This is a genomic window from Kocuria nitroreducens, from assembly GCF_042879195.1.
GTDB classification, from domain to species: domain Bacteria; phylum Actinomycetota; class Actinomycetes; order Actinomycetales; family Micrococcaceae; genus Kocuria; species Kocuria nitroreducens.
In genome coordinates this window covers 122,323-146,532 of record NZ_JBHZTC010000005.1, presented here as the reverse complement: position 1 = coordinate 146,532, position 24,210 = coordinate 122,323, and the positions used below count along the sequence as shown (strand labels likewise).

At 70.9% G+C, this 24,210-nt stretch carries 20 protein-coding genes and 1 tRNA gene; 14 read left to right on the top strand and 7 right to left on the bottom strand.

Annotated elements, in window-relative coordinates:
• The first annotated feature begins 4 nt into the window (after positions 1-4).
• Positions 5-77: transfer RNA gene (locus ACFYE1_RS04870), tRNA-Arg, on the top strand.
• Positions 78-211: 134 nt separating this feature from the next.
• On the opposite strand, the gene ACFYE1_RS04865 is transcribed toward ACFYE1_RS04870, so the two are convergent.
• A complete protein-coding gene (locus tag ACFYE1_RS04865) occupies positions 212-865 on the bottom strand; it encodes a hypothetical protein (RefSeq protein WP_387740563.1) in 654 nt (217 codons plus the stop codon).
• Positions 866-1,014: 149 nt separating this feature from the next.
• Between ACFYE1_RS04865 and ACFYE1_RS04860 the strand changes: the two genes are divergently transcribed.
• Both ACFYE1_RS04860 and pcrA read left to right on the top strand, forming a co-directional pair.
• Positions 1,015-1,743, top strand: a complete 729-nt coding sequence (locus tag ACFYE1_RS04860) for an integrase (RefSeq protein WP_387740561.1) — start codon at positions 1,015-1,017, stop codon at positions 1,741-1,743.
• A gap of 55 nt (positions 1,744-1,798) precedes the next feature.
• The gene (pcrA, locus tag ACFYE1_RS04855; protein ID WP_387740560.1) at positions 1,799-4,264 is read left to right on the top strand and encodes a DNA helicase PcrA; all 2,466 of its coding nucleotides are present in this window, start codon (positions 1,799-1,801) and stop codon (positions 4,262-4,264) included.
• A 190-nt stretch (positions 4,265-4,454) separates the two neighbouring features.
• On the opposite strand, the gene ACFYE1_RS04850 is transcribed toward pcrA, so the two are convergent.
• A complete protein-coding gene (locus tag ACFYE1_RS04850) occupies positions 4,455-5,903 on the bottom strand; it encodes a sugar porter family MFS transporter (protein ID WP_387740558.1) in 1,449 nt (482 codons plus the stop codon).
• A gap of 303 nt (positions 5,904-6,206) precedes the next feature.
• On the bottom strand, positions 6,207-6,944 hold the full coding sequence (locus ACFYE1_RS04845) for a hypothetical protein (protein ID WP_387740556.1): 738 nt from the start codon (positions 6,942-6,944) through the stop codon (positions 6,207-6,209).
• 262 nt (positions 6,945-7,206) lie between these two features.
• Between ACFYE1_RS04845 and sucC the strand changes: the two genes are divergently transcribed.
• The gene (gene sucC, locus ACFYE1_RS04840) at positions 7,207-8,376 is read left to right on the top strand and encodes an ADP-forming succinate--CoA ligase subunit beta (protein ID WP_387740554.1); all 1,170 of its coding nucleotides are present in this window, start codon (positions 7,207-7,209) and stop codon (positions 8,374-8,376) included.
• Positions 8,377-8,411: 35 nt separating this feature from the next.
• A complete protein-coding gene (sucD, locus tag ACFYE1_RS04835) occupies positions 8,412-9,329 on the top strand; it encodes a succinate--CoA ligase subunit alpha (RefSeq protein WP_387740552.1) in 918 nt (305 codons plus the stop codon).
• A 97-nt stretch (positions 9,330-9,426) separates the two neighbouring features.
• On the opposite strand, the gene ACFYE1_RS04830 is transcribed toward sucD, so the two are convergent.
• Complete coding sequence (locus ACFYE1_RS04830; RefSeq protein WP_387740550.1) at positions 9,427-9,819, bottom strand: tautomerase family protein; 393 nt, start codon at positions 9,817-9,819, stop codon at positions 9,427-9,429.
• Between the two features lie 462 nt (positions 9,820-10,281).
• On the opposite strand from ACFYE1_RS04830, the gene ACFYE1_RS04825 reads away from it, so the two are divergent.
• The 7 genes from ACFYE1_RS04825 to ACFYE1_RS04795 all read left to right on the top strand — a co-directional run bounded on the left by ACFYE1_RS04825 (position 10,282) and on the right by ACFYE1_RS04795 (position 18,711).
• On the top strand, positions 10,282-11,241 hold the full coding sequence (locus ACFYE1_RS04825; protein WP_387740549.1) for a sugar phosphate isomerase/epimerase family protein: 960 nt from the start codon (positions 10,282-10,284) through the stop codon (positions 11,239-11,241).
• Between the two features lie 34 nt (positions 11,242-11,275).
• The gene (locus ACFYE1_RS04820) at positions 11,276-12,166 is read left to right on the top strand and encodes a sugar phosphate isomerase/epimerase family protein (RefSeq protein ID WP_387740547.1); all 891 of its coding nucleotides are present in this window, start codon (positions 11,276-11,278) and stop codon (positions 12,164-12,166) included.
• Positions 12,163-13,149, top strand: a complete 987-nt coding sequence (gene iolC, locus ACFYE1_RS04815; protein WP_387740545.1) for a 5-dehydro-2-deoxygluconokinase — start codon at positions 12,163-12,165, stop codon at positions 13,147-13,149. The genes ACFYE1_RS04820 and iolC overlap by 4 nt, the downstream gene beginning before the upstream one ends.
• Positions 13,146-14,084: a Cgl0159 family (beta/alpha)8-fold protein gene (locus ACFYE1_RS04810; protein ID WP_387740542.1), complete on the top strand. Its 939-nt coding sequence runs from the start codon at positions 13,146-13,148 to the stop codon at positions 14,082-14,084. Before iolC ends, ACFYE1_RS04810 begins: the two co-directional genes overlap by 4 nt.
• Entirely contained in the window at positions 14,081-16,036 is a 1,956-nt protein-coding gene (gene iolD, locus ACFYE1_RS04805; protein WP_387740540.1) for a 3D-(3,5/4)-trihydroxycyclohexane-1,2-dione acylhydrolase (decyclizing), read from the top strand. The genes ACFYE1_RS04810 and iolD overlap by 4 nt, the downstream gene beginning before the upstream one ends.
• 12 nt (positions 16,037-16,048) lie before the next feature.
• Complete coding sequence (locus ACFYE1_RS04800) at positions 16,049-17,584, top strand: CoA-acylating methylmalonate-semialdehyde dehydrogenase (RefSeq protein WP_387740537.1); 1,536 nt, start codon at positions 16,049-16,051, stop codon at positions 17,582-17,584.
• A gap of 89 nt (positions 17,585-17,673) precedes the next feature.
• Positions 17,674-18,711 carry a Gfo/Idh/MocA family protein gene (locus tag ACFYE1_RS04795; protein ID WP_387740534.1) on the top strand — a complete coding sequence of 346 codons (1,038 nt, stop codon included), beginning with the start codon at positions 17,674-17,676 and terminating at the stop codon, positions 18,709-18,711.
• A 99-nt stretch (positions 18,712-18,810) separates the two neighbouring features.
• On the opposite strand, the gene ACFYE1_RS04790 is transcribed toward ACFYE1_RS04795, so the two are convergent.
• Positions 18,811-19,818 carry a LacI family DNA-binding transcriptional regulator gene (locus ACFYE1_RS04790; protein WP_387740531.1) on the bottom strand — a complete coding sequence of 336 codons (1,008 nt, stop codon included), beginning with the start codon at positions 19,816-19,818 and terminating at the stop codon, positions 18,811-18,813.
• Positions 19,819-19,981: 163 nt separating this feature from the next.
• On the opposite strand from ACFYE1_RS04790, the gene ACFYE1_RS04785 reads away from it, so the two are divergent.
• Together ACFYE1_RS04785 and ACFYE1_RS04780 are read left to right on the top strand one after the other, a co-directional pair.
• Positions 19,982-21,160 carry a Gfo/Idh/MocA family protein gene (locus ACFYE1_RS04785; RefSeq protein ID WP_387740528.1) on the top strand — a complete coding sequence of 393 codons (1,179 nt, stop codon included), beginning with the start codon at positions 19,982-19,984 and terminating at the stop codon, positions 21,158-21,160.
• The gene (locus ACFYE1_RS04780) at positions 21,157-22,164 is read left to right on the top strand and encodes a sugar phosphate isomerase/epimerase family protein (RefSeq protein WP_387740525.1); all 1,008 of its coding nucleotides are present in this window, start codon (positions 21,157-21,159) and stop codon (positions 22,162-22,164) included. The genes ACFYE1_RS04785 and ACFYE1_RS04780 overlap by 4 nt, the downstream gene beginning before the upstream one ends.
• Positions 22,165-22,237: 73 nt before the next feature.
• Here the strand turns inward: ACFYE1_RS04780 and iolB are convergent, their stop codons facing one another.
• A complete protein-coding gene (gene iolB / locus ACFYE1_RS04775; RefSeq protein ID WP_387740522.1) occupies positions 22,238-23,155 on the bottom strand; it encodes a 5-deoxy-glucuronate isomerase in 918 nt (305 codons plus the stop codon).
• Positions 23,156-23,218: 63 nt separating this feature from the next.
• Entirely contained in the window at positions 23,219-23,959 is a 741-nt protein-coding gene (locus ACFYE1_RS04770) for a GntR family transcriptional regulator (protein WP_387740519.1), read from the bottom strand.
• Positions 23,960-24,210 lie beyond the last annotated feature (251 nt).

The window sequence follows — 24,210 nt, the reverse complement described above, 5'->3', positions numbered from 1 at the left end:
CGTCGCCCTCGTAGCTCAGGGGATAGAGCACGGCTCTCCTAAAGCCGGTGTCGTTGGTTCGAATCCAATCGGGGGCACGCACGGACGCCCCGGACCGCACGGTCCGGGGCGTCTGTCCGTCCGGGACGGCGCCGGACGGAGCCGGGCTGCGCCCGATGGCCGGGGTCCGCCGGACGGGGGAGGGCGCCGGTCACCGACGCGGCGTGGGTGGTCAGTCCTCGGGGGCGGTGTCGGCGGCCCTCGACCGGCGCCGCAGGGCCTCCACGGACACGGTCGCGGTCACGGCGAGCATCAGCACGAGCAGCACCCAGCGGGCGATCACGAGCACGGACGCCGTGGTGACGGCGGAGCCGTCACCGGGGTCCGCGAGGGCGGCGTCGATCGCCGCGTTGCCGGCGAGGGAGACGGCCGCGAAGCCGAGCACCACCGCCGAGCGCCTCCACCGCCGGGCGCGGGAGGCCGTGTGCACCGCCACGAACAGCAGCCACGCCAGTCCCACGAGCAGCGGCGCCAGCAGAGCGGAGGACCGGTGCACCGCCTCGTACTGGGCCCGTCCCGGCTCACCCAGCGCCGTGGCGAGCCGCCGGGCGTGCTCCTGCCCGAATCCGCCCGGCATCCACTCGGGCAGGGTCAGCCCGCCGGCCGCGGTGGCGCCGAACCGGGGGAGGACCCAGGCGTGCACGTACAGCCAAAGGAGCGCCGAGGCGGACATGGCCACGCCCACCACGAGGCCCGAGCTCGACCTCGTGGGCTCGGGGCGGAGCTCGCCGGGCTCCGCCTGGTGCAGGCGGGTTGCCCGTGCCGGCCCCGGGGTCGCCGTGGTCGCGCCGTGCTTGCGTGCCTTCTGTGCGCGTGTCGGTCCCATGCCCCCATGATCCGGTCGCACCCCCACCGCCCAACGCCGGGACCGCGGGGTAGGCTGGGGCCACCCACAGCGGTCCTCCGGACCGCACGGGGAGCGGACCGGCCGACGACGACCGGGCGCTCGACGAGGACGACACGGAGGTGCCGGTCATGGAACTGTCCATCGGACTCCCGGACGGCCTGCTCATGCGGCTGACCGAGGGCAACGTGCTGACGCTGTTCGAGAAGGACCACGACACGGTGCGCCGCACGGTGGACTGCTCCGTCCTCGGCGGGGCCCCCATCGCGGACATGGTGTGGTCGCACAAGCTCTCGGCCGTGATCGTGGCGGTGCCCTCCCTGCACCGGCTCTTCCGCTGGGACCCGTACACCGACGTGCTGTACGAGTTCGCGGGCACGGGCGAGTCGGGCCGGAGGGACGGGAAGGCGGTTCAGGCGAAGTTCGCCGCCACCGTCTCCATCACCGAGGACGGCAACGGCACGCTGTGGCTCATCGACCGGGACTCCTCGTCCCTGCGCTGCATCGAGATCGACACCGACAAGCCCGACGGCGGCCCGCAGGTCTGCACCGTGGTCGGCCGGGCGGGCGCGGGGTTCGCGGACGGGCCCGCGGACGTGGCGCAGCTGGACCACCCCGAGGACCTGCAGATCCTCTACGACGGCTCCATCGTGATCGCCGACACCGGCAACGACGCCATCCGTCACCTCGACCCGGCCAGCCGGGAGCTCGACACCGTCTACGGCGGTAAGGCCGAGGGCTCCGTCGAGTTCGACGACGACATCGAGCTGCAGCGGCCCGTCCGGGTCACGGTCGCCGACTCGGAGCTGTGGGTCGAGGACGACAACGGCCGGCACCGGCTCGAACTGCACTTCGTCTGAGGACCGTCCACCGGACGACCCGGCTGTCACCGGGCCTCGGTAGACTGGGCCCACGATGGACTACCTCTTCGACAACCCGCTCCTGCCCTCCGCCTCCGTGGCCCGCCCCGGCACCGACACCCGCCCACGGCGCGGCACCGTGTCCGCCGACGCCCTCGTGGAGGGGCTCAACGACCCCCAGCGGGCCGCCGTGGAGCACTCCGGCTCACCGCTGCTGATCGTCGCCGGCGCCGGCTCCGGCAAGACCCGCGTGCTGACCCACCGGATCGCGCACCTGCTGGCCACCGGGCGTGCTCACCAGGGCGAGATCCTGGCCATCACGTTCACGAACAAGGCCGCCGCCGAGATGCGCGAGCGCGTGGTCGAGCTGGTGGGGGACTCCGCGAGGTCGATGTCGATCTCCACCTTCCACTCCTTCTGCGTGCGAGTGCTGCGGCGGGAGGCCGCCAGCGTGGGCCTGAAGTCGACCTTCTCCATCTACGACTCCGCCGACTCCCTGCGGCTGCTCACCCTCGTGGCCAAGCAGCACGACCTCGACCCCAAGCGCTTCGCGCCCAAGAGCATCCAGCACCGGATCTCCGCGCTGAAGAACGAGCTCGTCGACGACGAGACGTACCTGTCCCGGGTCTCCGAGACCGACCCCTTCGAGAGCGCCGTGGCCCAGGTCTACCGCGGCTACACCGAGCGGCTGCGCGCGGCCAACGCCATGGACTTCGACGACCTCATCGCCCAGACCGTGCACATGCTCCGGGCCTTCCCGCAGGTCGCCGAGTACTACCGGCGGCGGTACCGGCACGTGCTCATCGACGAGTACCAGGACACCAACCACGCTCAGTACGCGCTGGTCCGGGAGCTCGTCGGGACCGGGGCGGAGACCGAGGCCGGGACGAGCCACGTCCCGCCCGCCGAGCTGACCGTCGTGGGCGACTCGGACCAGTCGATCTACGCGTTCCGCGGGGCCGACATCCGCAACATCGTCGACTTCGAGCAGGACTACCCCCAGGCCCGCACCATCCTGCTGGAGCAGAACTACCGGTCCACCCAGAACATCCTGACCGCTGCCAACGCGGTGATCGCCAAGAACAAGGGCCGCCGGGACAAACGGCTGTGGACAGCCTCCGGCAGCGGCGAGAAGATCACCGGCTACGCCGCCGAGAACGAGCACGAGGAGGCCCGCTTCATCGCCGAGGAGATCGACCGCCTCCAGGACGAGGACGGGTACCGCCCCGGCGACGTCGCCGTGTTCTACCGCACCAACGCGCAGTCGCGCTCCCTCGAGGAGATCCTCATGCGCGTGGGCCTGCCCTACAAGGTGGTGGGCGGCACCCGCTTCTACGAGCGCAAGGAGATCAAGGACGCCCTGTCCTACCTGCGGGCGATCGTGAACCCGGACGACGACATCAACGTCCGCCGCATCGTCAACGAGCCCAAGCGCGGCATCGGCGACCGCGCCGAGGGCGCCGCCGCGGTGCTCGCCGAGCGCGAACGGGTCTCCTTCATGGCCGCGCTGCGCCGTGCCGACGAGGCGCCCGGGATGGCCACCCGCTCCCTGAACGCGGTCAAGGCCTTCGTCCAGCTCATGGACGACCTCGCCTCGGTCGCCGAGGGCTCGGGGGCCGCCACCGTCCTCGAGGCCGTCCTGGAGCAGTCCGGGTACCTGGCCGCGCTGCGCCAGTCGCAGGACCCCCAGGACGAGTCCCGGGTCGAGAACCTCGCGGAACTCGTGGCCGTGGTCCGGGAGTTCGAACGGGACCACCCCGACGCCGGACTGCCCGAGTTCCTCGAGCATGTCTCCCTCGTGGCCGACGCCGACCAGATCCCGAACCGGCCCGCCGCCGGGAGCGAGGACGGCCCGAGCGCCGAGCAGATCGCAGCGGAGGTCGCCGAGGCCCGCGCCCAGGGCGTGGTCACCCTGATGACCCTGCACACCGCCAAGGGCCTCGAGTTCCCCGTGGTCTTCCTGACCGGCATGGAGCACGGGCTGTTCCCGCACCAGCGCTCCCTCACTGACGAGAAGGAGATGGAGGAGGAGCGGCGCCTCGCCTACGTGGGGCTCACCCGCGCCCGCGAGCGCCTCTACCTCACGCGCTCCGAGTTCCGCTCCATGTGGGGGCAGTCCCAGTACAACCCGGCCAGCCCGTTCCTCGACGAGATCCCGGCCGAACTCCTCGACTGGAAGCGCGAGGGGTCCTCGGCCCCGGCGTCGTGGGGCTCCTCGCTGCACGGCGGCGGCTCCGGGCAACGGGATCCGATGCGGGGCTCCTACTGGGGCGCCGCGGCGGCGTCGAACGCGGCCTTCGAGCGGATGGCGCCGTCCCGGGCCACCACGGCAGGACGGGTCCAGCCCAACAAGGAGATCCCCAGCCTGTCCGTCGGCGACACCGTGGACCACAAGACCTTCGGCATGGGCACCGTGGTCTCCGTCGAGGGCGCCGGGGACAAGACCGTGGCGAAAGTGCGGTTCGGGGCCGACGAGAAGCGGCTGCTGCTGCGCTACGCTCCCCTCACCCGCGTGGGCTGACTCGTCCGCGGAGGGTGATCCCGCGCGCTCCCGCCCGCGTGGGACCGGGACGGGCCCATCGGCCCCGTCCCGGTCCCGCGCGTGAGTTCGGGTGGCACGGAAGAGCCTCCGGGTGAATGCGGTCCGTCGAGGGGCCGCATCCACCCGGAGGCTTTTCTCGCGTCACGGCGTCCCCGCCGTGATCGACTTCCTAGGAGTTCGGCGCCTTGATCTTGTAGATCGCGCCGGTCGAGACGTCCTCCTCCAGCGCCTCGAGCGTGCGTCCCCGGGTCTCCGGGACCTGGGTGTAGACGAAGAGCAGGGCCAGCACCCCGACCCCGGCGAAGAGGAAGAACGTGCCGGTGATGCCGACGGCATCGACCAGGGAGGGGAAGTAGAGCGAGAGGACGCCGTTGGCGACCCACAGCATGAACACGGACACGCCGATCCCGAAGCCGCGCATGTGCAGGGGGAACACCTCGGAGAGGTACACCCACACGGCGACGTTGAGGAAGGTCTGCATGGAGCCCACGAAGGCCACCACCAGCGCCAGGATCACCCAGGGCCGCAGGGGGTTGCCCTCCTCCAGCGTCATCGCGGACATCCCGATGAGCAGGTGGCACGTGGTGGTGAGGCTCAGGCCGATCATGAAGGTCTTGCGCCGGTCGAGCCGGTCCATCAGGTACAGGGCGATGAAGCCGCCGACCACCGCGATCACGCCGGGGGCGATGTTGGCGATCAGGGCCGCGTTCGCGCTGAAGCCGGACTCGATGAGCACGATCTGTCCGTAGTACATGATCGAGTTGATGCCGGTGAGCTGCTGGGCGATGCCGAGGCCGATGCCGACCAGCATGATCCGGATCAGGTGCTTGTTGGTGAGGATCGTGCCCAGGCCGATCTGGTTCTCGGCCCGCTCCTCCTCGGTGATGTGCTCCACCTCGCCGAGCTCGGCGATCGCCCGGTCCTCGGAGCGCACGGTCTTGAGCACCTCGAGGGCCTCCTCGTGCCGGCCCTTCTCGACGAGCCAGCGCGGGGACTCCGGCATCCGGAGCATGCCGATGAACAGTGCCACGGCCGGCAGGGCGGAGATGGCGAACATGATCCGCCAGACCCCGGTGACATCGCTGAAGACGTTGCCGATGATCGCGTTGATCACGAACGCGGAGAGCTGGCCGATCACGATGGCCACCTCGTTGCGGCCGGCGATCGATCCGCGGATCTCGTAGGGGGCCAGCTCCGCGAGGAAGACGGGCACCACCGCCGAGGCGCCGCCCACGGCCAGGCCCAGGCAGATGCGCCCGACCACGAGGATCTCGTAGTTCGGGGTGAAGACGACGATCATTGTGCCGATGAAGAACAGGACGGCCAGCAGGAGGATCGTCTTCCGGCGCCCCCAGGCGTCCGAGATCCGGCCTCCGGACAGGGCGCCGACGGCGGCGGCGAAGACGAGCGAGCTGGTCACCACGCCCTCGGTGAGCGGGGTGAGGCCGAGCTCGGCCGACATCGGGCGCAGCGCGCCGTTGATCACACCGGTGTCGTAGCCGAAGAGCAGGCCGCCGAAGCAGGCGACGACGGAGATGAGACCGAGACGCTTGCGATGTGGTCCGGCAGTGAGGGGAGGCAGCGCAGCAGCTGCTTCCCGGGGTGAGGAGGTGGCCATCGGAGTTCCTTTGTTCGTGCGCAGCCGGTGCGCTCTTCACGGTGCTGATGGGTCGGACGGGTCACTCGATGCGTGACGCAGGTCTCACTCGTCCTGATGTCACTATGTTAGGACATGGTGTGGACCTGCGGAACCCTGCACCGTAATTTTCTGTGACCGCGGCAACACCGCCCTCGGACCCGGGGACGAGGAGAGACGAGGAGAGCAGTCACAGCGAGGCGGCGGCAACGGGCGCACCGGACATGCGCCGTCGCGGCCCCGGGTGGCGGGGCCCGGGGACGCCACCGTCCCGGTCCGGCACTGCTAGACGAACAGCAGCACCGCCACGGCCGCGGGGACCGTCCAGCGCAACGACCTGCCGGTGAGGTTGTGCACCACCCCCAGCAGCGTGCAGCAGACCACGGCCGTGGCGACGGAGGCCCATCCGCCGAGGATCAACCCGGGCAGGGCGAGCAGGAGGCCGAGGACGAGCCCGCCCACCGGGGCCAGCCGCGTCCAGGGTGCCTGGCGGCGAAGCTCCACGGCCCGCTGCACGCACGTGAGGACCAGCGCGAGGAGCAGGGCCCGGCCCACGTGGTAGGCGGCGAAGCCCACCATGCCGAGCCACGCGCCCGCGCCGTACTGGGCGTAGAGGTCCAGGTAGAGCTGGACCGGCTGCACGCGCCACTCGCCCACGAGGAAGACGGGCAGGATCACCCCGAGCAGGACGGCCAGCACGAACACGACCAGGGCGGTGGTGGTCCGCCGGTGGTCGGCCGCGAGGAGCGAGGGCGCGGGGACGGCGGGGTCCGCCGCCCGGTGGCGCAGCCACGCCACGAGGCCCCGCTGGATCGCGAACCACGCCGCGCCCAGGCACAACCACGTGAAGACCTGCCAGCCCAGCGGGTAGACGCCGGGGATCTCGCCGGTGAAGGTGAGCACCGTGCCGTCGACCACGGCCTCCAGCCCGAGGGCCACGAAGGCGAAGGTCGCGATCGAGACGAGGAAGCCAGGATCGGCGGGGGCGAACGCCCGGTTCTCGGGGGAGTCGACGGAGCTCATGGAGTCAGTCAATCAAGAAATGCCGGGCCGCACGCGCGAGCCCCCGGTTGTGGCCGCCGATTCGGCATGCACTACAGTCTCGTACAGGGAGTGCACCGGAAAGTCCCGCGCCGGGAACGGTTCCGCGGAACGGCCCGGACGCATCCGCCGGGCCTCGGCCGGGAGGATGCGGGGTGCTCCGTTCACCACCAGGTCGGAGGACGACCCGCGTACTGCCCGGGTCGCCGCCGCCCACGACTTCGACGAAGAAGGGCATTCACCCGTGGACCTGTTCGAATACCAGGCACGTGACCTGTTCGAGAAGCACGGCGTCCCCGTGCTCCAGGGCATCGTCGCGACCACCCCTGAAGAAGCAAGGGCCGCCGCCGAGAAGATCGGCGGGGTCACCGTCGTGAAGGCGCAGGTCAAGGTCGGAGGCCGCGGCAAGGCCGGCGGCGTCAAGGTCGCCAAGACCGCCGACGAGGCCTATGAGTACGCCCAGCAGATCCTCGGCATGGACATCAAGGGCCACACCGTCCACCGGGTCATGATCGCCCAGGGCGCCGACATCGCCGAGGAGTACTACTTCTCGATCCTGCTGGACCGCGCCAACCGCTCGTACCTGGCCATGTGCTCCGTCGAGGGCGGCGTGGAGATCGAGCAGCTCGCCGTCGAGCGGCCCGAGGCCCTCGCCCGCGTCGAGGTCGTCCCGACCGAGGGCATCACCGAGGCCAAGGCCCAGGAGATCGTGCAGCAGGCCGCCTTCGACGAGGAGACCGCGGCCAAGGTCGTCCCGGCCCTGGTCAAGCTGTGGGACGTCTTCAAGAACGAGGACGCCACGCTCGTCGAGGTCAACCCGCTGGTGAAGACCGGCGACGGGCAGGTCATCGCCCTCGACGGCAAGGTCACCCTCGACGAGAACGCGGAGTTCCGCCAGGCGGAGCACGCGGCACTCGCTGACAAGTCCAGTGCCGACCCCCTCGAGGAGAAGGCCAAGGAGCACGACCTCAACTACGTCAAGCTCGACGGCGAGGTCGGCATCATCGGCAACGGCGCTGGCCTGGTGATGTCCACCCTGGACGTCGTCGCCTACGCCGGCGAGCAGCACGGCAACGTCAAGCCCGCCAACTTCCTGGACATCGGCGGCGGCGCGTCGGCCGAGATCATGGCCGCCGGTCTGGACGTGATCCTCAACGACCCGCAGGTGAAGTCCGTGTTCGTCAACGTCTTCGGCGGCATCACCGCGTGCGACGCCGTGGCCAACGGCATCGTGAAGGCCCTCGAGATCCTCGGGGACCAGGAGGACAAGCCGCTCGTGGTCCGCCTCGACGGCAACAACGTCGAGGAGGGCCGGCGCATCCTCGCCGGTGCCAACCACCCGCTCGTCACCCTCGCCGAGACCATGGACGAGGGCGCGGACAAGGCCGCCGAGCTCGCCCACGCCGCCAACTGAACCGCCGACCGGACGAACACTCCTAAGGAACAGCAATGTCAATTTTTTTGAACAAGGACTCCAAGGTCATCGTTCAGGGCATCACCGGCGGCGAGGGCACCAAGCACACCGGTCGCATGCTCGCGGCGGGCACACAGGTCATGGGCGGCGTCAACGCCCGCAAGGCCGGCACGACCGTGGCCCACCAGGACAAGGACGGCAACGGCGTCGAGCTGCCGGTCTTCGGCACCGTCGCCGAGGCCGTCGAGAAGACCGGCGCGGACGTGTCGATCGTCTTCGTGCCGCCGGCCTTCACGAAGGACGCCGTGATCGAGGCCATCGACGCCGAGGTCCCGCTCGTCGTGGTCATCACCGAGGGCATCCCAGTGCAGGACTCCGCCGAGTTCTGGGCCTACGCGAAGTCGAAGACCGGTGCGGACGGCAAGCAGACCACTCGCATCATCGGCCCGAACTGCCCCGGCATCATCACCCCGGGCGAGTCGCTGGTGGGCATCACCCCGGCGAACATCACAGGCAAGGGCAAGATCGGCCTGGTCTCCAAGTCCGGCACCCTGACCTACCAGATGATGTACGAGCTGCGCGACATCGGGTTTACCACCGCCATCGGCATCGGCGGCGACCCGGTCATCGGGACCACGCACATCGACGCCCTCGAGGCGTTCGAGGCGGACCCGGAGACCGAGGCCATCGTGATGATCGGCGAGATCGGCGGCGACGCCGAGGAACGCGCCGCGGACTTCATCCAGGCGAACGTGTCCAAGCCGGTCGTCGGCTACGTCGCCGGCTTCACCGCTCCCGAGGGCAAGACCATGGGCCACGCCGGCGCCATCGTCTCCGGGTCCTCGGGCACCGCGCAGGCCAAGAAGGAGGCCCTCGAGGCCGCGGGCGTGAAGGTCGGCAAGACCCCGTCCGAGACCGCCCAGCTGATGCGGGAGATCTTCGAGAGCAAGTGATCCGGCGGGCTCCGGCCCGCCGACCCGGCACGCGAGGCAGGCCCCGTCCACGATGTTCGTGGACGGGGCCTGCCCCGTCGCCGGAGCCTCGCAGGGCTCAGAGCTGTCCTTCGAGGAACTGTGCGACGCCTCGGCCGAAGGACCAGTCCTCGCGGGTGTTCTCGGTGACGGACACGATGAGGTCCTGCGGATCCAGCCCGGTGCGTTCGTGGAGGCGATCGGCCAGCGCCCGGTACATCGTCTGCTTCTGGGCTTCGCTGCGGCCCTGCTGGACCACCTGGACGATCACCAGATCGTCGGTGCGGGTGAGGCCGAGGCCGGTGTCCTCGGCGATGATCTGGCCGGGCCTGTGCTCGGTGATGATCTGGTAGCGGTCGCGGGGCGGGGCGGCGAAGGTGTCGAGCATGACGTCCTGGACGGCGTCGGCCAGGTCGCGGAGCTGTTCGGGGGTTCGACGGTCCTCGGTGACGTCGATGCGCACGAGGGGCATGATCGGATCCTTTCGGTGGGTGACGCGTGCCGGGAGCGGTCTCGGCGAGCGCAGTGGCGGAGGCGGAGAGGAGTGCCAGGAGTTCATCGTCCGGCGGCGTCCGGGGAAGGGCTGTGCGCGGCCGAGCGGCGGGTGCAGATCTCGCGCGGCTGTTCCCGTGCTGTGGAGGGAATGCCCGGCTGCTGGGCGTCGTCCCAGGCACCACCTCGTCGGAAGCCACTGTCCCACCCGCCCAGCCGGTTTGGCAACACATTAATACAAATGTTCCCAGGGCTGTCGTCCACGCACCTCGCGAGGTCTGTGGTGCCGGTGTGCGAGGCAGCACCCCTAGGGCCACAGTTAGACGTTATGTCTTTACAAACTGACCTCATGTCGTATTCTGGTTGTGATCCGGACCACTGATCGGCCGGGTGTCCGATGTCTTCACCGGGACGCCGGTCCAGCACCAGAAAGCAGGTCACCATGGCGCAGCAGAACGCGACCACCACGACCGCCGACGCGGCGGCCCAGCAGAAGAACCCCGTGCTGATCGGCACCGCCCCGGACTCCTGGGGCGTCTGGTTCCCCGACGACCCCCAGCAGACGCCGTGGGAGCGCTTCCTCGACGAGGCCGCCGAGGCCGGCTACTCCTGGATCGAACTGGGCCCCTACGGCTACCTGCCCACGGACCCCGTCCGGCTCGCGGACGAGCTGGCCCAGCGGAACCTGAAGGTGTCGGCGGGCACGGTCTTCACGGCGTTCCACCGCGGCGCCGACCAGTGGCGCGAGGCCTGGGAGCCCGCGCGGAAGGTAGCCGAGCTGACCGCCGCCGTGGGCGGCGAGCACATCGTGGTCATCCCGGCGATGTGGCGCGACGACGTGACGGGCGAGGCCCTCGAGAACGAGCACCTGAGCTCCGAGCAGTGGAACGCCCTGTGCGAGGGCCACGACCGTCTGGGGAAGGTGCTGCGCGAGGACTACGGTCTCCAGCAGCAGTTCCACTCCCACGCCGACTCCCACGTGTGCGGCCAGCCCGACATCGAGACCTTCCTGGACCGCACCGACCCCGAGCTGGTCACCCTGTGCCTGGACACCGGCCACGCCGAGTACGGCGGCGCGTCGTCCGCAGACCTCATCAGGAAGTACCCGGAGCGGATCGGCTACCTGCACCTGAAGCAGATCGACCCGGTGATCATGGAGCGCGTGCGCCGGGAGAACCTGACCTGGGCGGCGGCCAATCTCGCCGGCGTCATGGTCGAGCCGCCCGCCGGCCTGCCCGACCTCGCGGAGGTGATCGCCGAGGTGGAGAAGCTGAACCTGCCGATCTTCGGCATCGTCGAGCAGGACATGTACCCCGTCTCGTCCTTCGACGTCCCGCTGCCCATCGCCACCCGCACGCGCGCCTACCTGCTGGGCTGCGGCTCCCGCACCCGCGTCCGCTGACCCGTCCGCGCCACACCGACCTGGAGGACCGTCCATGAAGATCGCTCTCGATCCCACACCGTTCCACTCCACCCACTCCCTGCTCGAGTTCCCGCAGCTCGCCGCCGAGCTGGGTTACGAGTACCTGCAGCTGACGCCCCACGCCGACTTCCTGCCCTTCTTCAACCACCCCAAGGCCGACGACCAGCTCGTCGCGGACCTGCGCGCGGCCTGCCGTGACGCCGGGGTGCAGATCGCCTCCGTGCTGCCCGTGCTGCGCTGGTCCGCCCCGGACCCCGATGCCCGCGAGGCCGCCGTGCGGTACTGGAAGCGCGCCGTCCGGATGACCGTGGACCTCGGAGTGCAGCAGATGAACACCGAGTTCCAGGGCCGGCCCGAGCTCGCCGAGGAGTCGGAGCGGGCGTTCTACCGCTCGATGGAGGAGCTGCTGCCCCTCATCGAGCGCGAGGGCGTGCACGTCGCGATCGACCCACACCCCGACGACTTCGTGGAGCAGGGCCTCGCCGCGTGGCGGGTGATCCGGGGCGTGAACTCCCCGAATCTCGGCTTCGCCTACGTGGCGCCGCACACCTTTCACATGGAGGACGAGCCGCTGGAGATCATGGCCGCGGTGGGGGACCGGCTGCGCGTGGTCCACGTCGCCGACACCATGGACCACCACCGCTCCCACGGGCTGCGCTACATCACCAACCCGCCGGGAGCTCCGGCCCGCGTGCACCAGCACCTGAAGATCGGGGACGGCGACGTCGACTGGGACGAGTTCTTCGGCGGACTCGCCACCAACGGCTTCCTCGACCGCGAGGACTCCGTGATGGTCTCCTCGGTCTTTGCCGAGGACGAGAACGCCGTGGAGGTCTCCCGGTACCAGCTGGAGCAGATGCGCAGCCGCGTCGCCGCGGCGCAGAAGGCAGGAGTGAACGCATGAGCTACGACGTCGTGACCCTGGGGCGCATCAGCGTCGACATCTACCCCGACGACGTCGGGGTCGGCCTCGAGGACGTGACCACGTTCCGCAAGTACCTGGGCGGGTCCCCGTCGAACGTCGCGGTCGCCGCCGCCCGCCACGGCGAGTCCGCCGCGGTGATCACCCGCACCGGCGACGACCCGTTCGGCACCTACCTGCACCGCGAGCTCACCCGCTACGGCGTGGACGACCGGTTCGTGAGTTCGGTGCCGGGTCTGCAGACCCCCGCCACGTTCTGCGCGATCCGGCCGCCGGAGGACTTCCCGCTGTACTTCTACGGACGCTTCCCCACGGCCCCTGACCTGCAGATCCGGCCGGAGGAGATCGACACCGAGGTCGTGCGCGACACGCGGATCCTGTGGTCCACCGTCACTGGCCTGTGCCAGGAGCCGTCCCGCTCCGCCCACTTCGCGGCCCACGAGGCCCGTCCGCGCGAGCAGCTGCGCGGCGACCAGCACACGATCCTCGACCTCGACTACCGTCCCATGTTCTGGGAGTCCGAGGAGGACGCCCGCGCGCAGGTCCACGAGCTGCTCCAGCACGTGACCATCGCCATCGGCAACGACAAGGAGTGCGCGGTGGCCGTGGGGGAGGGCACCCCCGACGAGCAGGCCGACCGGTTGCTCGAGGCCGGCGTGCGCATCGCCGTCGTCAAGCTCGGCCCCGAGGGGGTCATGGCCAAGACCCGCGACGAGCGCGTGGTCTCCGCCCCCGTCCCGGTGGAGACCGTGAACGGCCTCGGCGCCGGGGACTCCTTCGGCGGAGCCTTCTGCCACGGCATCAACCAGGGCTGGAGCCTCGAACAGGTCCTCGACTACGCCAACGCCTCCGGCGCGATCGTGGCCTCGAAGATCTCGTGCTCCGATGCCATGCCCGCGCCCGATGAGGTCTTCCAGCTGCTGCGCGAGCGCGGCCGCGCCGTTCCCGAAGGAGCCACTCGATGACGACCACGTCCCCCGCCGAGCTCGACACGGCCGATCCGCGCCGCTACGAGCACCTCAGCCGGATCCGGCTCGAGGACCCCCGGGCCGTCCAGCGTGCGGCCGACTCCCGCCGCCGCCACTCCGGCCTCGTGCAGGGGCGGCAGAACTTCGTGGTCGCCGCCGACCACGCGGCCCGCGGCGCCCTGAAGGTGCGGCAGGACGCCGGCGCCATGGCCGACCGGCGCAGCCTGCTCGACCGGTTGCAGATCGCCCTGGCCAACCCCCAGGTGGACGGCGTGCTCGCATCCCCGGACGTGCTGGACGACCTGCTGCTGCTCGGTGCGCTCGAGGGCAAGCTGGTCTTCGGCTCGATGAACCGCGGTGGCCTGCCCGGACTGGTCAACGAGATCGACGACCGCTTCACCGGGCACACCGCGGAGGCGCTGAACAAGATCGGCGCTGACGGCGGCAAGATGCTCACCCGCATCTGCTTCGAGGACCCGCACACCACCTCCGTGCTGGAGAACACCGCCCGCGCGGTGGACTCCCTCGCGGACCTGGGGCTCATCGCGATGGTCGAGCCGTTCATCTCCCGGATCACCGACCGGGGGATCGTCAACGACCTCTCGGCGGACGCCGTGATCCAGTCCGTGGCCATCGCCCAGGGCCTCGGCGGCACGTCGGCGCACACCTGGATGAAGCTGCCCGTCGTCGAGGAGATGGAGCGGGTCATGGCCTCCACGACCCTGCCGACCGTGCTGCTGGGCGGGGACCCGTCCGGCCGGCCGGACGAGGTGTTCGCCACCTGGGAGGCCGCGCTTTCCCTGCCCGGCGTCCAGGGCCTCACGGTCGGACGCACCCTCCTCTACCCCGAGGACGGCGACGTCGCCGGCGCTGTGGCCACCGCTGCGTCCCTGCTCAAGGGGCACCCCGTCGAAGAAGGAGCGGCCCGATGAGCACCCGCACCCTTTCCGTCTCCCAGGCGCTCGTGGAGTTCCTGGCCAACCAGTGGACCGTGGACCGGATCGGCGCGGAGGAGTACCGGCAGCGGACGATCCCGGGCATGTTCGGCATCTTCGGCCACGGCAACGTGGCCGGGGTGGGCCAGGCGCTCAAGCAGTACCAGGCCGAGGACCCCGCGGTCATGCCCTACTACCAGGGCCGCAACGAGCAGGCCCAGGTGCACCAGGCCGTCGGCTACGCCCGGCACACCCGGCGCCGGGCCACCTTCGCGGTGAGCACCTCCATCGGCCCCGGGGCCACCAACATGGTGACCGGTGCCGCCCTGGCCACCACGAACCGGCTGCCCGCGCTGCTGTTCCCCTCGGACCAGTTCGCCTCCCGGCGGCCGGACCCGGTGCTGCAGCAGCTCGAACGTCCCGACGCCAACGACATCACCGTCAACGACGTCTTCCGGCCGGTCAGCCGCTACTTCGACCGCGTGTGGCGGCCCGAGCAGCTCTTCTCGGCGCTGCTCAACGGCATGCGGGTGCTCACGGACCCCGCCGAGACCGGGGCGGTGACGATCGCGCTCCCGCAGGACGTGCAGGCCGAGCCGCTCGAGGTGCCCGAGGAGTTCCTCGCGCCCCGGGAGTGGCGGATCCGCCGCCCGGCCCCGGAGGAGGAGGACGTCCGTGCCGCTGTCGCGGCGATCCGAGCGGCCGAGCGGCCCGTCGTCATCGCGGGCGGCGGGGTGCACTACGCCTTCGCCACCGAGGCGCTGCGGGAGTTCGCCGAGGCGACCGGGATCCCCGTGGCCTACACCCAGGCGGGGGTGGGGGTCCTGGACTGGGACCACCCGCTGTGCCTCGGGGCCGTCGGCTCCACCGGCTCCACGGCGTCCAACGCCGTGGTCGCCGACGCCGACCTGGTCATCGGCATCGGCACCCGGTACGAGGACTTCACCACCGCGTCCCGCACCGCGTTCCAGCACCCGGACGTGCGCTTCGTCAACGTCAACGTCGCGGCCTTCGACGCGTACAAGCAGGGCACCGCAGTGCCCGTCGTCGCCGACGCCCGCAAGACCCTCGTCGAGCTGACGAAGGCGCTCGGCGGGTACCGGGCCGGTGCGGACCTCGCCGAGGTCGTCGAGACCGAGAAGCGGCGCTGGGACGGGACCGTGGACGCAGCCTTCGGCGATCGGCACGAGCCGCTGCCCAGCCAGAACGAGATCATCGGGGCCGTCAACGAGGCCATGGACGACCGCGACGTCGTCGTGTGCGCCGCGGGCTCGCTGCCCGGCGACCTGCACAAGATGTGGCGGGTCAAGGACCCGTACGGTTACCACGTGGAGTACGCCTTCTCGTGCATGGGCTACGAGATCGCCGGCGGCCTCGGGGTCAAGCGAGCGGCCGTGGCCGAGGCGGAGCGGGCCGGAACGCCCCAGGACGCGCGCGACGTCGTCGTCATGGTCGGGGACGGCTCGTACCTGATGATGCACACGGAGCTCGTCACGGCCGTGGCCGAGGGGCTCAAGCTCGTGGTGGTGCTCATCCAGAACCACGGCTACGCCTCGATCGGCGCCCTGTCGGAGCAGCTGGGGTCCCAGCGCTTCGGCACCAAGTACCGCTACCTCGACGAGGAGCGGCACAGCTTCGACGACGGCTCGACGCTGCCGATCGACCTCGCCACCAACGCCGAGTCCCTCGGCGTGCGCGTTCTGCGCGTCGAGCCCGGCGAGGGCGTGATCGACCGGCTGAAGGCGGCCGTCGGGCAGGCCAAGGCCGTGCCCGAGGGCTCCGGTCCCGTGCTCGTGCACGTGGAGTCGGATCCGCTGATCGACGCGCCCAGCTCCGAGTCGTGGTGGGACGTGCCCGTCACGGGCACCGCCACCCTCGGATCCACGAACGAGGCCTACGAGGTCTACCAGCAGCACAAGGCCCGGCAGCGCCCGCTGCTCGGGAACTGAAGGAGGAACGCCATGACCCAGCAGATCGACAAGACCCAGCAGCAGATCCAGCACGTCGAGCACTTCATCGCCGGGGCCCGGACGCCCGGCACCGGGGACCGCACCCAGGAGATCTACAACCCCGCCACCGGCGAGGTGTCCGGCATCCTGCACCTGGCCACCGACGAGGACCTGCAGACCACCGTCGCGGCGGCGCGGAAGGCGGCGGACTCGTGGGGCGACGTGTCGCTGTCCCGGCGCACCGCCGTGCTGTTCAAGTTCCGCGAGCTCGTGGCCGCCCACACGGACGACCTGGCCCGGCTGATCACCGCCGAGCACGGCAAGGTCCTCTCCGACGCCAAGGGTGAGGTGGGCCGCGGTCTCGAGGTCGTCGAGTTCGCCTGCGGGATCGCCGAGCAGCTCAAGGGGGAGTTCTCCGACCAGTTCTCCACCGGCATCGACGTCTACTCCTTCCGCCAGCCCCTCGGCGTGGTCGCGGGCATCACCCCGTTCAACTTCCCGGTGATGGTGCCGCTGTGGATGGCCCCGGTGGCGATCGCCACCGGCAACGCGTTCATCCTCAAGCCCTCCGAGCGGGACCCCTCCCCGTCGCTGCTGATCGCCGAGCTGTGGAAGCAGGCCGGGCTGCCGGACGGCGTCTTCCAGGTCCTCCACGGCGGCAAGGAGGCCGTGGACGGCCTGCTGACCCACCCGGACGTCGACGGCATCTCGTTCGTGGGCTCGACCCCGATCGCGCAGTACGTGCACGAGACCGCGACGAAGCACGGCAAGCGCGTCCAGGCCCTGGGCGGGGCGAAAAACCACGCGATCGTTTTGCCGGACGCGGACATGGACTCGGCCGCGGACAACCTGACGGCCGCGGCCTTCGGCTCCGCCGGTGAGCGGTGCATGGCCGTGTCCGTGGCTGTGGCGGTGGGCGAGGCCGCGGACCTGCTGGTGGACAAGCTTGCGGAGCGGGCGAAGGACATCACCGTGGGCAACGGCATGGACGCCGGGTCCGACATGGGCCCGGTCATCACCCCCGCGTCCCGGGACCGCGTGCGCCGGATCGTCACCGCCGCCGAGCAGGACGGCGCGGCCGTCGTCGTGGACGGGCGGGACCTGATCGTGAAGGACCACGAGGACGGCTTCTTCGTGGGTCCCACCGTCCTCGACAAGGTCCGCCAGGACATGGAGGCCTACGAGGAGGAGATCTTCGGGCCGGTCCTGGTGGTGCTGCGCGTGGACAGCCTGGACGAGGGCATCGAGATCATCAACGCCAACCCGTACGGCAACGGCACCGCGATCTTCACCTCCTCGGGTGCCTACGCCCGGCAGTTCAAGCGCCGCGTGACCGTGGGCATGATCGGGGTCAACGTCCCGATCCCCGTGCCCGTGGCGTGGCACTCCTTCGGTGGCTGGAAGGCCTCGTTGTTCGGCGACCACCACATCTACGGGCCGGACGGGGTGCGGTTCTACACCCGTGGCAAGGCCGTCACCGAGCGGTGGCCGGAGCCGCACCACGCGTCCGGGGCGTCCTTCGCCTTCCCGTCCTCGTCCGACCACTGACCCCCGCGTTCCTCCGCTCCCGCCGGTCCCGGACCGGCGGGAGCGCCCCGCACACCCCGCCCCCGCAGGGGCAGAGGAAGGAGACCACCATGAACACCTCGCTGCGCGTAGCCGTCGTCGGAGCCGGCCGCATGGGCGCCGACCACATCGAGCGCATCCACCGTCGGATCAACGGCGCCGAGATCGTCGCCGTCGTCGACATCGACAGTGCCCGGGCCGAGGCCGCCGTCGCCCACATCCCCGGTGCGGCCGCCCACACGGACTTCCAGGAGGTGCTCGACCGGGACGACGTCGACGCCGTTCTGATCGCCACCCCGGGGTTCCTGCACGAGCAGGTGCTGCTGTCCGCGATCGAGCACGGGCTGCCCACGCTGTGCGAGAAGCCGCTGACTCCGGACGCGGAGTCCTCCTGGCGCGTGGTCGAGGCGGAGGTCGCCGCCGGCCGGCAGCTGATCCAGGTCGGCTTCATGCGCCGCTTCGACGCGGGCTACGTCGCCCTGCGCCGGATGATCGAGGAGAAGGCCTACGGTGAGCTGCTGACGCTGAACCACCAGCACCGCAACCCCACCACCCCGCCCGGATTCACCAACGAGATGATCATCCACGACACGGTGGTGCACGAGTTCGACGCGGTGCGCTTCTTCACCGGGGAGGAGATCACCTCGGTCCAGGTTCGGATCGGGCGGTCCACCCGCAACGCCCCGGACGGCCAGCGTGACCCCCAGCTGATCCTCCTGGAGACCGAGTCGGGGGTCCTCGCCCAGGTCGAGGCATACGTCAACGCGCAGTTCGGCTACCAGGTCGCCACGCAGGCATCCTTCGAGACGGGCGTCGTGGGCATCGGCGGCGACACCGAGCCCTACGTCCGCACCGCCGGCACGTGGGGCGGCCAGGTGACCCCCGGCTTCGAGGAGCGCTTCGTCGAGGCCTACGACCGGGAGATCCAGGCGTGGGTCGACGCGACGGCGCGAGGGCAGATCGGGGGGCCCTCGGCGTGGGACGGCTACGCCACGGCCGCCTGCTGCGAGGCCGGCGTCCGGGCGCAGGCGAGCGGGGACATCGTGCCCGTGCGGATGCAGCCCAAGCCGGAGCTCTACGGCGCGGCACAGGTGCCTGCCCGAGCCTGAGCGACGGGCCGGGTGTCAGGGCGCGGCGGGGCCGCGGCCCCGCCGCGCCCTGATGCGTCCGCCCGGCGGGGGCGACGGGGCGCTCCACGGGTTGCTCCGTCACCCGGTCGAGCGGGGTGCTGCCGTGGAACCGCGGACGACCAGCTCCGGCCGGAGCAGGCCCGCCGCCCCCGCACCGGGGCTTCCGCCGATCCGTGCGACCAGCCGCTCGGCGGCCACCGCGCCGATCTCCGCGTTGCGGCTGTCGACGGTGGTCAGCTGCAGGAGGTGGGTGGACGCCATGGGGGAGTCGTCGTAGCCGACCACGGAGAGGTCCTGCGGGACGCGCAGGCCGCGCTCGCCGGCCGCCGCGAGCGCCCCCATGGCCATGGTGTCGTTGGCGGCGAAGACCGCCGTGGTCCCCGGCGCGCTGTCGAGCAGTCGCACCGCGGCGGCGTAGCCGTCCTCCTCCGTGGTGGCACCTGCCCCCGGGACGGTGAGCGGCTCGAGACCGGCCGCGAGCATCGCCTCCGCGAATCCCTCCGCCCGCAGCCGGGCCGCTCCGCCACCGCCCGTGAGATGGCCGATCCCGCGGTGGCCGAGACCGGTCAGGTGCTCCGTCGCCAGGCGGGCGCCGAGGCGGTCGTCGTTCGCGACGACGTCGGCGCCCGGGACCCGGCCCTCCCGGTGGCCGGCCACGACGACGGGCAGCCCCTCGGGCACGCGCATGGCCCCGGTCGGCTCGGTGGCGATCACCAGCCCGTCGACGCGCATCGACAGGAAGCCGTCCAGCGGGTGCGCCTCCACGTGGGCGTTGAGCGTGTGGTCCGCCACCGCGATCCGCAGCCCGTGCGGCGCCAGACCCTCCTGCAGGCCGCGCAGCAGCTCCACGAACCAGAGGTTCCGGTAGTCGTCTATGACCACCCCGATGGTGCGGGTCGTCGCTCCGGCCAGGGCCGCGGCGGCCTGGCTGGGGCGGTAGCCCAGCTGCTCCACCGCCGTCAGGACGGCGGACCTCCGGGCCTCCGACACGTTCGGGGAACCGCGCAGGACGAGGGACACGAGGGACTTGGAGACACCCGCGGCGCGGGCGACGTCGTAGATGGTGGGCGGGCGTGAGTTCACCACAGCATTGTCTCCCGGAAATTGTCCTGACAAATCTCTTGACCCGGTGCGAGGAAGATTCTACGCTTTTTGGAGCGCTCCAATAGTGGGCGGCACCACAGCATGACAGCGCCGGCGCGGCGCCCGCCCTTCCTCTTTCGTCCCGTCCTCGTTCCAGGAGAAAAACATGACCGACAGCATCGGCATCGCCGTCATCGGCGCCGGCATGGCAGGGCAGGCCCACGCGGCGGCCTACCGCGTGGCCCCCACGCTCTACGACCCCGTGCTTCCCCCGTTGCGCTACGTCGCCGTCGGCGACGTCAACGAGACCCTCGGAGGACACGTCGCCCGCCGCTACGGCTACGAGAAGGCCGTCGGTTCCTGGGAGGCGGTCGCGGAGGACCCGGAGGTCGACGTGGTCAGCGTCGTGATCGCGAACCGGTTCCACCGCCAGGTCGTGGAGGGTCTGCTGGAGGCGGGCAAGCACGTGCTGTGCGAGAAGCCGCTCAGCGACACGCTCGAGGACGCCCGTGCCATGGCCCGGGCCGCCGAGGAGGCGGACACCGTCGCCAGGATCGGCTTCACCTTCCGGCGCACCCCCGGCATCGCCGCGATCCGCGACCTGGTCCGGGAGGGGACGCTGGGGAAGGTGCTGCACTTCAGCGGCCGGTACTGGACCGACTACGGCGTGAATCCGAGGGCTCCCATGAGCTGGCGGTACAAGGGCGGCCCCGGCTCGGGTGCCCTGGCCGACGTCGGCAGCCACCTGGCCTACGTGGCGGAGTTCCTCTGCGGGGACGTCCGCTCCGTCAGCGGTGGCCGGCTGGCCACGTCCATCCCCGAGCGGCCCCTGCCGCTGGGGGCGGTGACCGGACACCACCTGGTGGAGGTCAGCGACGACCACGAGCCGGTCGAGAACGACGACTACGCCGCCTTCTCGGCCGAGTTCGCCCAGGGCGCCGGCAGCCTGGAGGTCTCCCGGGTGGCTGCCGGGCACCCGAACACGCTGACCTTCGAGGTGTTCTGCGAGAAGGGCGCGGCGCGGTTCAACCAGCTGCGCCCGGCCGAGATCGAGCTGTTCCTCACCGACGGCCCCGAGGCCACCAACGGCTACCGCACCGTCAACCTCGGGCCCCGCCACGCCTACCTGGCGCAGGGGCTGGCGATGGACGCCCCCGGCGTCGGCTTCGGTCAGAACGACGCCTTCGGCTACCAGGCCCGCGCCTTCCTCGAAGAGGTCGCCGGACTCGAGGAGCCGGCGTCCCTGCCCCGCAACGCCTCCTTCGCCGACGGCGTGCACAACATGGAGATCCTGGCGGCGGCCGTGGAGTCCGCCACCCACCACGGAAAGAAGGTCACCCTGTGAAGCTCGGCGTCTACAACGCGATCCTGCACGACCGGCCGCTCCCCGAGGCCCTGAAGGTCATCGCGGACCTGGGCCTCACCGGCATCGAGATCAACACGGGAGGATTCCTGCCGCCCGTCCACGTTCCCGACATGGACCAGATCCTGGCCAGCGATGCCGCCCGTGACGACTACCTGGCGATCTTCGAGGGCACCGGTGTCTCGATCGCGGGCCTGAACTGCAACGGCAACCCACTGCACCCCAAGCGGGGAATCGGCGAGAGGCACGCCGAGGACATCCGCCGCTCCATCCGGCTGGCGCACCGTTTGGGCCAGACCCGCGTGGTGACCATGTCCGGGCTGCCCGGAGGGGAGCCCGGGGCCACCGTGCCCAACTGGGTCGTCAACGCCTGGAGCTCCGGCGCCCTGGACGTCCTGGACTACCAGTGGGGTGTCGTCGCCGACTTCTGGAGGGAGACCGACCGCCTCGCCGCCGACCACGGCGTGAAGGTGGCCCTGGAGCTGCACCCGCAGAACGTCGTGTTCAACACCGCTGATGTCCGCAAGCTCATCGACCTGACCGGCGCCACCCACGTGGGCGTCGAGCTCGACGCGTCGCACCTGTTCTGGCAGCAGATGGACCCGGTCGCCGTGGTTCACGAACTCGGCCCGCTGATCCTCCACGCGGCCGCCAAGGACGTGCGCATCAACAAGGCGAACGCCGCGCTCTACGGTGTGCTGGACAACAGCTTCCGCCGTCTGTCCCCCGGGGAGGACCGCACGAACCTCGGCGGCGACGAGTGGGCCAACGAGTGGCCCCGGGACTCGGCGTGGGACTTCGTGGCCCTGGGCCGCGGCCACGACACCGCGTACTGGGCCGAGTTCCTCGCCGCCCTGCACGAGGTCGACCCCGACATGGCCGTCAACATCGAGCACGAGGACGTCTCCCTGGGCCGCATCGAGGGCCTCGAGATCGCCGCGGGCGTCCTGAAGGACGCCGCGGCGTCCGTCGGCGCCCTGCGCTGATCCTTTCGCCCACCCGGGCTGGGCCCGCCCCCCGAGGGAGCGGGCCCAGCCCGGGTGGCGGTGTCGAGGGTGCTCAGCGGCCGAAGGGCAGCCGCGGGTCGACCGCCGACTCGTCCCAGGTCCGGCGGATCCAGCCGTGGTGGGGGTCGTCGCTGATCAGCCACTCCCGCACCCGGCCCGGCCCGGCCATGACGTTGAGGTAGTACATGTCGTAGCCGGGGGTCGCCATGGCGGGTCCGTGCCAGCCGTAGGGCACCAGGACGACGTCGCCCGAGCGCACCTCGGCGTTGACGTCGATGGGACGGTCGTCCGAGGCGTAGACCCGCTGGTAGCCCATGGGATCGGTGCCGCCGCCCTCCGGCACCGGCATGCCCTCGGCGAGCTGCGTCTCGAAGTAGTAGATCTCCTCGAGGGCGGTCTCGCCGTCCTTCTCCTCGTCGTGCTTGTGCGGCGGGTAGGAGGACCAGTTGCCGGCGGGGGTGAGCACCTCGCACACGATGAACCGGTCGGCCTCGAGCGCGGCGGGCGTGCCGAAGTTGTGCACCTGGCGAGAGCAGCTGCCCGCGCCGCGCAGCTCCACCGGGATCTCCTCGCGGGTCACGAGCCGAGTCGGGTGCTCCGCCCGGGCGGGCGCCGAAGCCACGGCCACCCGGCCGCCGGTCCCGGTGGACACGGTCAGGTCCCGGCGGATCCCGGTGTAGAGGACGTCGGTGGGTCCGGCGAAGACGGACGGGCGGCCGGCGAGCTCGTAGCTCTCGCCGCCCGTCTCGGCCGTGAAGCTGCCCGTGAGGGGCACCACGATGCGCTCCTCCTCGGCGGCGTCCAGGGTGATCCGGTCGCCCGGGCCGAGATCGGCCACGCGCAGCCCCGTGTGGGCCCAGCCGGGGACCTCGGTGGCGGAGTCGTGGCCGCCCAGGGAGACGAACCAGCCGTCCTGGGCGGCGGAGTCCTTGGGGTGGACCCATTCGGGGCGGGAGCTGTCGGTGTGCATGCGGCGGATGTGCCTTCCGGTGTCGTCGTCGTGCGGAGGTCTCGGTCCGGGGAGGTCCTGCGCTCAGCGCTGGACGAGGGTGAGCTCGAAGGTGTACTTATCGGCCCGGTACACGTGCCGGCCGGTCTCCACCTGCCGGCCGAGGTCGTCCATGGCGGTGCGGTGCATGCTGACCAGCGCGGCACCGGGCTCGACGCCCAGCTGCCCCGCCTGGAACGCATCGGCCGAGACGGCGCCCACCCGCTGGTGGGCCAGCTGGAAGTTGACGCCCTGGCCACGCATGAGGGAGTACAGCCCCTCCTGTTCGAGCTGCTCGCGCGTGAGCTCGCACAGCGCGCAGGGGATCCAGTTCTCCATGAGGGCCAGCGGGTCGCCGTCCGTGCTGCGCAGGCGCACGAGGTGGTAGACCTCGTCGCCCGGCGCGATTCCGAGCAGCAGCGCCACCTCGTCGTCGGCAGGGATCCGTGCGAGCTCCAGCACGTCCGTGCTGGGGCTGCCTCCGCTGCGCTGGAGGTCCTCGTGCAGGCTGGTCAGCTCGAGCGAGCGGCGGACCTGGCTGCCGACCACCTGGGTGCCCACGCCGCGCTTGCGCACGAGCAGGCCGGCGCGGACGAGCTGGTCCATGGCCTTGCGCATGGTGGGACGGGACAGGTTGAGCCGGTTGGCCAGGTCGATCTCGTTGTCCAGCTTGGTCCCGGGGGGCAGCTCACCGCTGCGGATCGCGTCCTCCAGCCCTTGTGCGACCTGGTGGTAGAGGGGCACGGGGGAGGTCTTGTCGACCGTGAGGCGCAGTGGGCCGGACATGGGACCTCCAGGGGCTGTGCCGTTCCGGTGGGAACGGTGATCTTCTCCCATTGTGAACGGAGGGATGTGCATATGTCCATACATTCTGTTGACATCAGTGATCTGTGCCACTCAGAATGGACGTCGATCGGGCATGCTCGTCCGGTCAGGAGCGGCAGGCTTCCCTCGAGCCGAGGAGAAGGTCCGGAACTGCTCGCCGACTTCCCGGACGCCACAGCGCACATCGCATGTGAGCGGGTCGCCGGCTCGCC

What these genes read in the sequence shown, in the direction of transcription:
- ACFYE1_RS04865 (WP_387740563.1), bottom strand. Translation starts at nt 865, where the DNA reads ATGGGACCGACACGCGCACAGAAGGCACGCAAGCACGGCGCGACCACG.
- ACFYE1_RS04860 (WP_387740561.1), top strand. Translation starts at nt 1,015, where the DNA reads ATGGAACTGTCCATCGGACTCCCGGACGGCCTGCTCATGCGGCTGACC.
- pcrA (WP_387740560.1), top strand. Translation starts at nt 1,799, where the DNA reads ATGGACTACCTCTTCGACAACCCGCTCCTGCCCTCCGCCTCCGTGGCC.
- ACFYE1_RS04850 (WP_387740558.1), bottom strand. Translation starts at nt 5,903, where the DNA reads ATGGCCACCTCCTCACCCCGGGAAGCAGCTGCTGCGCTGCCTCCCCTC.
- ACFYE1_RS04845 (WP_387740556.1), bottom strand. Translation starts at nt 6,944, where the DNA reads ATGAGCTCCGTCGACTCCCCCGAGAACCGGGCGTTCGCCCCCGCCGAT.
- sucD (WP_387740552.1), top strand. Translation starts at nt 8,412, where the DNA reads ATGTCAATTTTTTTGAACAAGGACTCCAAGGTCATCGTTCAGGGCATC.
- ACFYE1_RS04830 (WP_387740550.1), bottom strand. Translation starts at nt 9,819, where the DNA reads ATGCCCCTCGTGCGCATCGACGTCACCGAGGACCGTCGAACCCCCGAA.
- ACFYE1_RS04825 (WP_387740549.1), top strand. Translation starts at nt 10,282, where the DNA reads ATGGCGCAGCAGAACGCGACCACCACGACCGCCGACGCGGCGGCCCAG.
- ACFYE1_RS04820 (WP_387740547.1), top strand. Translation starts at nt 11,276, where the DNA reads ATGAAGATCGCTCTCGATCCCACACCGTTCCACTCCACCCACTCCCTG.
- iolC (WP_387740545.1), top strand. Translation starts at nt 12,163, where the DNA reads ATGAGCTACGACGTCGTGACCCTGGGGCGCATCAGCGTCGACATCTAC.
- ACFYE1_RS04810 (WP_387740542.1), top strand. Translation starts at nt 13,146, where the DNA reads ATGACGACCACGTCCCCCGCCGAGCTCGACACGGCCGATCCGCGCCGC.
- iolD (WP_387740540.1), top strand. Translation starts at nt 14,081, where the DNA reads ATGAGCACCCGCACCCTTTCCGTCTCCCAGGCGCTCGTGGAGTTCCTG.
- ACFYE1_RS04800 (WP_387740537.1), top strand. Translation starts at nt 16,049, where the DNA reads ATGACCCAGCAGATCGACAAGACCCAGCAGCAGATCCAGCACGTCGAG.
- ACFYE1_RS04795 (WP_387740534.1), top strand. Translation starts at nt 17,674, where the DNA reads ATGAACACCTCGCTGCGCGTAGCCGTCGTCGGAGCCGGCCGCATGGGC.
- ACFYE1_RS04785 (WP_387740528.1), top strand. Translation starts at nt 19,982, where the DNA reads ATGACCGACAGCATCGGCATCGCCGTCATCGGCGCCGGCATGGCAGGG.
- iolB (WP_387740522.1), bottom strand. Translation starts at nt 23,155, where the DNA reads ATGCACACCGACAGCTCCCGCCCCGAATGGGTCCACCCCAAGGACTCC.
- ACFYE1_RS04770 (WP_387740519.1), bottom strand. Translation starts at nt 23,959, where the DNA reads ATGTCCGGCCCACTGCGCCTCACGGTCGACAAGACCTCCCCCGTGCCC.